The organism is Streptomyces sp. P5F9 (assembly GCF_057961495.1).
In genome coordinates, this window is record NZ_JBXVPZ010000372.1 from 1 (window position 1) to 9,905 (window position 9,905).

10 protein-coding genes and 1 pseudogene are annotated in these 9,905 nt (G+C 72.1%); 6 read left to right on the forward strand and 5 right to left on the reverse strand.

The annotated features are described in order from the left end of the window. The 3 genes and pseudogenes from AC31A1_RS38735 to AC31A1_RS38745 all read right to left on the reverse strand — a co-directional run. Positions 1–308 (reverse strand): annotated as a pseudogene (locus AC31A1_RS38735) (hypothetical protein); the annotation flags it as partial. Then, positions 305–1,519, reverse strand: a complete 1,215-nt coding sequence (locus AC31A1_RS38740) for a hypothetical protein (protein WP_489657783.1) — start codon at positions 1,517–1,519, stop codon at positions 305–307. The pseudogene AC31A1_RS38735 and the gene AC31A1_RS38740, both read right to left, overlap by 4 nt. After that, positions 1,470–2,471, reverse strand: a complete 1,002-nt coding sequence (locus AC31A1_RS38745; RefSeq protein WP_489657774.1) for a phosphatase PAP2 family protein — start codon at positions 2,469–2,471, stop codon at positions 1,470–1,472. The genes AC31A1_RS38740 and AC31A1_RS38745 overlap by 50 nt, the downstream gene beginning before the upstream one ends. A 209-nt stretch (positions 2,472–2,680) precedes the next feature. Between AC31A1_RS38745 and AC31A1_RS38750 the strand changes: the two genes are divergently transcribed. Further along, on the forward strand, positions 2,681–3,277 hold the full coding sequence (locus tag AC31A1_RS38750) for a histidine phosphatase family protein (RefSeq protein WP_489657775.1): 597 nt from the start codon (positions 2,681–2,683) through the stop codon (positions 3,275–3,277). A 68-nt stretch (positions 3,278–3,345) separates the two neighbouring features. On the opposite strand, the gene AC31A1_RS38755 is transcribed toward AC31A1_RS38750, so the two are convergent. After that, the gene (locus tag AC31A1_RS38755) at positions 3,346–4,818 is read right to left on the reverse strand and encodes an NsdA family TPR-like regulatory protein (RefSeq protein WP_489657776.1); all 1,473 of its coding nucleotides are present in this window, start codon (positions 4,816–4,818) and stop codon (positions 3,346–3,348) included. A gap of 270 nt (positions 4,819–5,088) precedes the next feature. On the opposite strand from AC31A1_RS38755, the gene AC31A1_RS38760 reads away from it, so the two are divergent. Both AC31A1_RS38760 and AC31A1_RS38765 read left to right on the forward strand, forming a co-directional pair. Continuing rightward, complete coding sequence (locus AC31A1_RS38760) at positions 5,089–5,523, forward strand: hypothetical protein (RefSeq protein WP_489657777.1); 435 nt, start codon at positions 5,089–5,091, stop codon at positions 5,521–5,523. Positions 5,524–5,604: 81 nt separating this feature from the next. Beyond that, entirely contained in the window at positions 5,605–6,474 is an 870-nt protein-coding gene (locus AC31A1_RS38765; RefSeq protein ID WP_489657778.1) for a spermidine synthase, read from the forward strand. Between the two features lie 24 nt (positions 6,475–6,498). On the opposite strand, the gene AC31A1_RS38770 is transcribed toward AC31A1_RS38765, so the two are convergent. Continuing rightward, positions 6,499–7,041, reverse strand: a complete 543-nt coding sequence (locus tag AC31A1_RS38770) for a hypothetical protein (protein WP_489657779.1) — start codon at positions 7,039–7,041, stop codon at positions 6,499–6,501. A gap of 111 nt (positions 7,042–7,152) precedes the next feature. On the opposite strand from AC31A1_RS38770, the gene AC31A1_RS38775 reads away from it, so the two are divergent. The 3 genes from AC31A1_RS38775 to AC31A1_RS38785 form a co-directional block, all read left to right on the forward strand. Continuing rightward, positions 7,153–7,857 carry a response regulator transcription factor gene (locus AC31A1_RS38775; protein ID WP_489657780.1) on the forward strand — a complete coding sequence of 235 codons (705 nt, stop codon included), beginning with the start codon at positions 7,153–7,155 and terminating at the stop codon, positions 7,855–7,857. Beyond that, positions 7,854–9,257: a HAMP domain-containing sensor histidine kinase gene (locus AC31A1_RS38780; protein WP_489657781.1), complete on the forward strand. Its 1,404-nt coding sequence runs from the start codon at positions 7,854–7,856 to the stop codon at positions 9,255–9,257. The genes AC31A1_RS38775 and AC31A1_RS38780 overlap by 4 nt, the downstream gene beginning before the upstream one ends. 107 nt (positions 9,258–9,364) lie before the next feature. Continuing rightward, on the forward strand, positions 9,365–9,905 hold a 541-nt coding region (locus AC31A1_RS38785; protein WP_489657782.1), incomplete at its 3' end, for a cellulose binding domain-containing protein.

Sequence of the window (9,905 nt, forward strand, 5' to 3'; positions counted from 1 at the left end):
GTGTGCGGGGCGCTAGGTGTCGGCCGGCGGTGTGGTGCCGGCGTGTCGGGGGTGTGCGGGATCGGGCTCGTCGCGGGTCGCGCCGGGTCGGCGATGGCGGCGTCCAGCGTCGCGGTCATCGGGTGTCGTGTCGCGGCGGCGACGGCACACGGGCTCGCGGCGGTCATGCGTCGCGCCGTGGCGGCGAGGGTGCCGCGCGGGATTGTGGTCGTCGCATGTCGCGCCGGGGCAGCGGCGACGGCGCACAGGTCTGCCGTCATCGCGTGTCGCGCCGGGGCGGCGACCGTGCCGAAAAGGATCACAGTCACCGCGCCCCACCGCCCGTCGCAGTCCCCAGCGCCTCCAATGGCAACTCGGCCGCACTCCCCGCCGCCTGCCCGCGCAGCTCAGCCGCGTCTCTCAGCGCGGACGCGTTCTCCAGGGCTTCGGCCCGCAGCTCCGCCGCCCTCCGCAGCGCCGCCACCGCCGGGTCGTCCGGGTCGCCTGCCTCTCCGTGGGCCGCTGCCAGGACCTCGTCGACCGTGGTCAGGTCGCCGAGGTCGGCGCGGAGGGAGCGGCCGAGGGCGGTGACCGCGCCGGAGGTGCGGGAGTGGTCGCGGCAGTGGAAGGCGAGTTCGCAGGCGGCCAGGCATTCGGGGGCGTAGGCCGCGGGGACCGACTCGACGGCGGCCGTCAGCTCGGCGGCCGGGCGGTCGGGGGCGAAGCAGGTGCCCTCGGGAAGGGTGTCGGCGATGTCCTCGATACGGGTGAGGCGGGCCAACTGGCGGCCGGTGACCGCGCGTTGCTTGCGGACGTCGACGGCGGACGCGGTGGGCAGGTTCGAGAAGTCCTTCGGGCAGACCAGGAGGATGCGGTGCCGGACCCGGGGAACGGGATCCAGCCTGGCCGCGACCTCTTCCAGCGCCAGCACGTACACCGCCGACTGGCGGGCCGCCGCGCCCACCTTCGCCGGGTCCGCCGAACCGTCCAGCATCGGGAAGGACTTGATCTCCACGACCGTCCAACTGCCGTCCGGGTGCGCGACGACCGCGTCCGGCTCCAGGAAGGCCGGCGACCCCGCCACGTCGAGGGCGAGCATCGGGTGGTCGAGCAGGGTCCAGGCGGCGGCCTCGGTGGCCTCGCGCAGCGCGAGAGCCGTACGGGCCGCGCGCCCCTCGGGGCCGATCGCGTCCAGACCGGGCACCCGCGCGCGGGTCGGCGGCTCGGCGCCCGGGTCCAGCTTCTCGTGCACCAGCCGCAGCAGCTCCGCGCCGCCGTCCGCCTTGACCCGGGCCTCGAACGCGTTGCCCCGCATGAAGGCGAACTGGGACTGCCCGAAGGACGACGGCGAGCCGAGCGCGTCGGCCAGCACCGCCTTGTTCACCCCCGCGCCGTCCAGGATCGCCCGCCGCTTGCAGCCCGGGTTCGCTGCCAGCGCCGCGAGGGCGCGCGCGTCCAGCGCCTTGGCCGGGACGTCCGGGCCGCGCAGCTCAGCGAGCCGTTGCCGGAGCGCCGTCCCCCGCGTCCGTGGGGGAGGCACCCGGCTCGGCTCCGGTACCGAGCTGCGACTCGCGCTGCCGTGGAATTCGCTCACCCGCCGAAGTCTGGCATCCGCCACTGACAATTGAGGTTTCTGAGCCACGAGAGGCGTCACGGGAGGCACTGCGGGAAGCGTCCCGAGCGGCGTCGCGCGACCGCGCCGCGACAAGCGATCCGCGCCCCTCGAACCGCGCCCTGAGCCGGTCCGCGGCCTTCATCACCTGCGGCGCCAGCAGGAACCCGAGCCCCATCACGACCACGCCCGCGACCGCGTCGAGGAGGTAGTGGTTCGCGGTGCCCATGACCACGATCGCCGTCAGCAGCGGATAGGCGACCCCGACGACCTTGGTCAGCCGCGTCCCGCCGTAGCGCCAGAGCATCACACCGCACCACAGCGCCCAGCCGCAGTGCAGGCTCGGCATCGCCGCGTACTGGTTCGTCATGCCGCCGAGGCCGCGCGGCGCGCTCGCGTCGCCGCCCCACCAGCCGTACGAGCTGTACTTGGCCATCGTGTCGACGAAGCCGTAGTCCGGGGAGAGCAGCCGGGGCGGGCAGGTCGGGAGGAGGGTGAAGCCGATCAGGCCGATGAACGTGGACGTCATCAGCCAGGTGCGGGCCGCGCGGTAGACCTGGGAGCGCGACCGGAACAGCCAGATCAGGATCACGGGCGTGATCAGGTAGTGCAGCGACGCATACCAGAAGTCCGCCGGGATGCCGAGCCAGGACTCGCGCGTGAAGAGGCGGTTGAGCGGGTGCTCGGCGTTGATGTGCAGGACCTTCTCGACGCGCAGGATCGCCAGTCCGTGGTCCACGGCGCTCGCCGTGTCACCCCGGGCCAGCAGCCGGCCCGCCGAGTACGAGGCGTACACCATGAGGATCAGCGGCAGCTCGGTCCACCAGCGCAGCCGGGCTCGGCGGTCCGCCTCGATGCCTGGTGTCTCGGTCTGCGGCATCCGATCGCCCTCCCCCTTCTGTTCTGGTGCGCTGCCCCGTGGTCCGGCTTCCCGATAGCCCGGTCGGAACACTTTACGGCGTATGTGCGCGCCCTGTTTCCGGCGCCCCCGGACCTCAAAGACGCAGAGATCGCCCCCCGGGTTGCCCTTCTCAAGGGTGCGCGATGATGGAGTGACCCGCCTCGCGTTTTCTCCCGGAAGGGTCCCTCATGGCACCGCGCATCCTGCTGGCCCGGCACGGACAGACCGAATGGTCGCTGTCCGGGAAGCACACCGGCAGGACCGACGTCCCGCTCCTCGAAGAGGGCCGACGCGGCGCCAAGGTGCTGGGCGAGCGACTGCACCGGGCCCCCTTCGACGGCCTCCCCGGGGTGGAGGTCCGCACCAGCCCGCTGGCACGCGCGCGTGAGACCTGCGAACTGGCCGGCTTCGGCGACCGCGCGACCCCCTGGGACACCCTCATGGAGTGGGACTACGGCGCCTACGAGGGCATGACCCCGGAGGAGATCCGTTCCGCACGCCCCGACTGGCTCATCTGGCGCGACGGCGTCCCCGAAGGGGAGACCCTCGCCGAGGTCACCGCCCGCGCGGACGAGGTCGTCACCTGGGCCCGCGCCGAGGACCGCGACGTCCTGGTCTTCGCCCACGGCCACATCCTGCGCTCGATCGGCGCGCGCTGGCTCGGCCTGCCGATCGACTTCGCGGCACGGATACGGCTCAATCCGACGTCCCTGTCGGTCCTGGGCTGGGCCTACGGCGACCCGGCGATCGAGAGCTGGAACGACGTGGGGCACCTGGTCTTGTAGTGCGACTGCGGGCCGGTGGGGGCTGGTCGCGCAGTTCCCCGCGCCCCTAAAAACCAAAGGCCCTGCAGCTAGGCCGCTGTTCTGGGCAGGCCTGAGTGCCTCTCCAGGAAGGTCGATACACCCGACGCCCTCTTGTGAGGCAACAGCACCCTCGCCGTCCCCGCCAACATCGTCTGAATCCGCGACGACTGCACCAGGTCCAAAAGATCAAGCACCCGCATCCCCGCGGTAGCCGCCTCATCCGGACGGCCACCCCGCGCGAGGTCATCCGCAAGCTCGGCCATGTACAGCGCGATGTTCCGAGTGAAATGCGGGTCCTGAAGATGCGCCGCACGCCGTGCGTGACGGGCGGCACGAGGCCAGTCGCCCAGGGTGGACCAGCACTGCGCCTCAAGCCCCTCCAGTTCGGCCTCTCCGTAGAAGCTCATCCACTCGGGGTCGGCGTCCGAGTGGCCCCGCTCGAAGAGGGCCTGCGCACGGGCCAGCGCCTGCTCGCAACCGGTGCGATCGGCGAGCCCCGCCCAGCCGCCCGCCTCGCGCAGCGCGAGCAGCGACATCAGGCGCGCGGAACCCAGCGGGCCTCCGACGCGCTGCGCGGCCTGCGCGGCGCGCACCGCCTCGCGCGGGCGTCCGGCGTCCCGCGCGAGGAACGCCGTATTGCAGAAGGCGTGTGCCTCAAGGCCGGCGTCGCCGGTCATCCGGGCGGTCGCGAGGGCCTCCGCGTAGTGCGAGCGGGCGTCGTCGAAGCGGCCGGAGTCGTGGGCCAACCAGCCCACCGAGATGGCGAGTTCACCCGCTCCGGAGTGCAGTCTCTCGGCGACCGACTGCCGGGTGGTGCCCGCGTCGAGCAGGGCGTAGGCGGCGCGCAGCGGGGCCGCCGCGCGCCGGTAGAGGCCGTCGGCGCCGTGCCGGTCGTCGAGCAGCCGGATTCTGCGGACGGCCTCTTCCAGGGCGCCCGCCTCGCTCGTACCGGGGCGGCGGACGGAACGTTCCGTTGCCACGGCGTCCAGGGTGAGCCCCAGGGGGCCCAGCGTGCCTGCGGCCACCGTGACGGTGCCGCCTCTCATGAATGCGCGACGCAGCACGTCGCTCTCCTCGTGGTTCTCGTGGTTCTCGTGCGTGTCGTACGGGTCCTGCGTGTCATACGGCTCGTACACGTCCTGCGTCTCACCGGTCCTGGCCGCCTCATCCGTGATGTAGGCCGGGCTTGTGAGGTGTGCGGGGGGCGTGTCCTCGGCGGCGCGCGCCCCGCGTCCGCGTACGGACGAGCGGGGCGCGAAGCCGAGGTCGGCGAGCGTGCGGCCGGGGAACATGTGCAGGAACACCCGTTCGTACGCGTAGTTGGGACAACGGATCTCACCGGCCTCGACGCGGCCTACGTAGCGCGCGTCGCAGCTGACCCGCTCGCCGATCTCCCGCGCGGACCGGCGTACGGCCGCGGCGAACTCCGCCGGTGAGCGCTGTCCGCGCAGCCGCCGGAAGGCGAGATTGGGTCTCGGTGGTTGGGGGAACGGGGACGGGGTCACCATTGACGACGCCATGGCCGGGTCCTCTCGTGCGAACCGTCGAACCATGCCGGATTCAGGGTGACTTGTTGAGTGACGCCCTGTTTCCAGCGGGCAAGAACGTACCTGCTGTGCATGACCCGCCACGCGGGGTTTGGCTACAAACCGGATATCTCATCCGCGATCTGCCATGAACTGCCATCCTTTGCGGCTGACTTGTGCCGTAGCCGTTGACGCTTCAACGCGTTGAACTCCGTGGACCGGGAGCCACCCGACTCCCGTCCCGCTCGTCCAAGGAGGGGTTCCGTGGTGGAGACCGGGATGGAGACCAGGCAGAGCGTCGATCCTCGAATGCCGAGCGCGGAGTGCAGTGCGCCACCGTTCGTGGACTCGGCCTGCGACCTGGTGACGGTGCCGACGCGGCAGGGTCTTGAGGCGGTCGACATCCTGCGGCGCGGCGCGTGCGACGGGGTCGGCCCCGTCCTGCACGACGACGGCGACGACACACTCGGCTTCCTGGTACCGCCGGGCACGGCGGCGGCGTGGGACATGCCGGGCAGCACGTGTACGGAGACCAACGGCCGGGGGCTGCGCCTCGCCCCTGACCCCGAGCCGCCCGTCGAGGGCTCCGACTGGCTGCTGCCCCCCGGTAACGCCGACCTCGCGACCGACCCGGAGGTCCTGCGGGCCGCGCTGGGTGAGGCGGCTCGGTTGATCGAGGCGGCGGACGGCTGTACCTGACCGCCCTTCGCCCCTACCCGCCCGCACACCCCCGTCGATGCCGGGCGCGCCGTACCGCCCCAAGCCCTCGATAATGGGCCAATGGGAAAGTCCAGGAACATCCGGCGTGGTGCCGGCACCGCCGAAGCCGTCGTCGAGGGCGTCGACGGTGGGCTCGCCGAGCTCATACCCGACCGGGAACGCGCGCGTGCCTGGACGCTGCTGATCGACGGGGCGCCGCAGTCGTACGTCGATCTCGACGACCCGGCGTACCTGTCCTTCGAGTACCAGCGGCGGCTCGGGCACGTCATCGACCTCGTCGCGCCGGCCGGGAAGCCCATCCACGTCGTGCACCTCGGCGGGGGCGCCCTCACGCTCGCCCGGTATGTCGCCGCCACCCGGCCCCGATCCACCCAGCAGGTCGTCGAGTTCGACGCGGCGCTGGTCCAACTGGTCCGGCGGGAGCTGCCGTTGGACCCGAACGCGCGGATCCGGGTGCGGTCGGCCGACGCCCGCGCGGGGCTCGCGAAGGTGCCCGAGGGGTGGGCCGATCTCGTCGTGGCGGATGTGTTCAGCGGGGCCCGTACGCCCGCCCACCTCACCTCGACCGAGTTCCTCGACGAGGTGCGCCGGGCGCTCAGACCCGGTGGGTGCTACGCCGCGAATCTCGCCGACGGGCCCCCGCTCGCCCACCTCCGCGGCCAGATCGCCACCGTGGCCGCCCGGTTCGCGGAACGCGCGCTGATCGCCGACCCGACCGTCCTGCGCGGCAAGCGGTTCGGCAACGCGGTGCTCGTCGCCTCCGACCACCCGCTGCCGCTCGCCGAGTTGACCCGGCGCGCCGCCTCCGACCCGCACCCCGGCCGGCTCGAACACGGCAAGGAACTCACCGACTTCACCGGCGGAGCCGCACCCGTGACGGACGCGGCGGCGGTCGCCTCACCGGCACCGCCCCCGTCCGTGTTCCGCTAGCGGGAGCAACACACCCGGAAAAACTCAGTAGTTGCCCACATCCACCCGCGGCGCCCCGTCGTGCCACGTGCAGATCACCGACACCTTGCCCGTGCCCTTGGTGAACTCCACCCGGAGCCACGAATCCGTCTTCCACACCTGCATCGACCAGCCCGTACCCGGCGTCGCCGACACGAGCGTCACATAGGCCGGTGAGGTGTCGAGTTCGAGCACCACCCGCCCGCCGTCCGTGGCGTAACTCTTGACCTGGCCGGAGGCGGAAGGAGAGGGGGACGGGCTCGTGGTCGCCGTCTTTGTGGCGCTCGGGCTGGGGCTGCGGGTCGGTGTCGGGGTGCTCGACGGGCTCAGTGACGACTCGGCGTGAACCGGTGCCGAGGCCGGTGGCTGGGCCGCCTGTGCGGTCGCGCCGGCCGCCGTGATGGGCAGGGCGCGCGGCGGGTCGTAGGCCGTGCCCGTCATGACCGTGTGAACGCCCCACCAGGACAGCGTGACGGCCGCGCCGGTGGCGAGCGACCAGGCCAGCACGTGCACGAATCCGTTGACGAGTCCTCTGGGCATCGCCGCCATACTGCCTCACGCGCCCCACAGGTGTCCCGTCGATGTCCCACCGGTTGTCCACAGGCGGGAGTTGTCCACAGGCCCGGATACGGGTCGCCCGCATGGCGTACGGTGCGGCGCATGGCAAGTGTGCTCGTGGTCGAGGACGACCAGTTCGTGCGCTCGGCCCTCATCCGGCATCTGACCGATGCCGCGCACACGGTGCGCAGTGTCGGTACGGCCCTTGAGGCCCTGCGCGAGGTCGCCCATTTCCGTTTCGACGTGGTCATCCTGGACCTCGGACTGCCCGACCTGGACGGGTCCGAGGCGCTGAAGATGCTGCGCGGGATCACGGATGTCCCGGTGATCATCGCCACGGCTCGGGACGACGAGAGCGAGATCGTCCGGTTGCTCAACGCGGGCGCGGACGACTACCTCACCAAGCCCTTCTCGGTCGACCACCTGTCCGCCCGCATGTCCGCGGTTCTACGGCGCTCCCGTGCCACCACCGGCGAGACACCCCCGTCGACGGTCATCCGCGTCGGCGGCCTCACCGTCGACCCGTTGCGCCGCCAGGCAGAGCTGGACGGCGTCCGACTCGACCTCACCCGCCGCGAGTTCGACCTGCTCGCCTTCCTCGCCGGGCGCCCCGGTGTCGTCGTACCGCGCAAGGAACTCCTCGCCGAGGTGTGGCAGCAGTCGTACGGCGACGACCAGACCATCGATGTCCATCTGTCGTGGCTGCGAAGGAAGTTGGGGGAGACGGCGGCTCAGCCGCGCTATCTGCACACCCTGCGGGGTGTCGGCGTGAAGCTGGAGCCACCGGGAGCGGAGTCGCTGCGATGAGGTGGGCGCTGGTCAGGGTCTGTCTGGCGATCGCGGCGATGGTCGTCGTCGCCTTCGCGGTGCCGCTGGGCCTGGTCATCAAGGAGATGGCCCGTGACCGCGCCTTCTCGAACGCCGAGCGGGAGGCCGCCGCCGTCGCCCCCGCGCTGTCCATCACCACGGACCGGGACCAGCTGGAGAAGGTCGTCGCCTCCGCGGGCGCGGACTCCGGGATGGCCGTCCACATACCGGCCGGGGACGGGAAGGCCGCCGTCGACATCGGGCTGCAACGCGCTGCCGGCAAGGACATCGCGACCGTACGGAAGCTGGGCCGCGCCTCCACCACCGAGGTGCCCGGCGGTTCCGTCCTGCTTCAGCCGGTCGCGCTCAGCTCCGGCGAGATATCCGTCGTCGAGGTCTTCGTCCCGGAGTCGGAGGTGAGCAACGGTGTGGGCACGGCCTGGGCGGTTCTCGCCGGGGTCGGCATCGCGCTGATCGTCGGTTCCGTCGCGGTCGCCGACCGGCTGGGCGTACGGATGGTGCAGCCCGCGCAGCGCCTGGTCGAGGGCGCGCACGAACTGGGGGAGGGGAAGCTGGGGGCGCGGGTGCCCGAGGAGGGGCCGACCGAACTGCGGCTCGCGGCGGTCGCGTTCAACTCCATGGCCGACCAGGTCGTACAACTGCTGGCGAACGAAAGGGAATTGGCGGCCGACTTGTCGCACCGCCTCCGCACACCCCTCACCGTGCTGCGGCTCAACGCGGCCTCGCTCGGGGACGGGCCCGCCGCCGAGCAGACGCGGACCGCTGTCGCGCAGCTGGAGCGGGAGGTCGACACGATCATCCGGACCGCGCGCGAGGCCAAGCCGCAGACCGTGGCGGCCGGGCCCGGTGCCGGGTGCGACGCGGCCGAGGTGGTGCGTGAGCGGATGCGGTTCTGGTCCGCGCTCGCCGAGGACGAGGGCCGCAAGGTGCGGGTCGCCGGGGTGGAGCGGCCGGTGCGGATACCCGTCGCCAGGGCCGACCTGGTCGCCGCCCTCGACGCGCTGCTCGGCAACGTGTTCCGGCACACCCCCGAGGGCACGGCCTTCGCGGTCGACGTGCACAACAGCGAGGACGCGGTGATCGTGCTCGTCTCGGACGCGGGCTCGGGCATACGCGACCCCGAGGCGGCGATGGCCCGCGGGCGCGGCTCCGGCAGCGCCGGGTCGACCGGGCTCGGCCTGGACATCGTGCGCCGGCTCGCCGAGGCGACCGGCGGGGACGTACGGATCGGGTCCTCGATGCTCGGCGGCACCGAGGTGCGGATCTGGATCCAGTTGGACGGGCGGGAGCCGGAGCGCAAGGGGCATCGGGGAGCCGTACGACGGCGTAGGCGCGGGAAATTGGTCTCTACCTTTAACCGTTCCCGATCCCTCCCTTAAGCGCACCCTAAGATCGCCAACCCCCGTCCGGATCAGGCGTTTTGCCGGGTTCCGGATCGCTAGCGTGCTGCCGCACCCCACCCCCGTACGGCGAAAGCAGGCACGCGATGAGCACGCACCGGCGCAGGATCAGCAAGAGGAACAAGGTGATCGGCGGAGCGGTCGCCGCCGCGGTCGTCGGTGGCGGCGCGATCATGCTGACCGGAATCGCCCAGGCGGCGAGCGTCGGCGCGGCCTACACGAGAACCAGCGAGTGGTCGACGGGGTACACCGCGCAGTACGTCGTCACCAACACCACCGGTGCCACGAAGAAGGACTGGACGCTGGAGTTCGACCTGCCGTCCGGCTCCAAGCTCAGCTCGCTGTGGAACGCCGAGTCGAGCGTGAGCGGGCAGCGCGTCACCGTGAAGCCGCCGAAGTGGGACACGGACGGTCTCGCGGCCGGCGAGTCGGTCACCGTCGGCTTCGTGGTCAACGGCACGGGCCAGCCGACCAGTTGTCTCATCGACAACGCCAAGTGCTCGGCGGACGACGGCGCGACCCCCGAGCCGACCGGCCGTCCGACGGCCTCGTCGCCGACGCCCACGCCGACCGCCTCCCCGACCGCCACGTCCACGGCCACCTCCAAGCCCACGGCCACTCCCACCC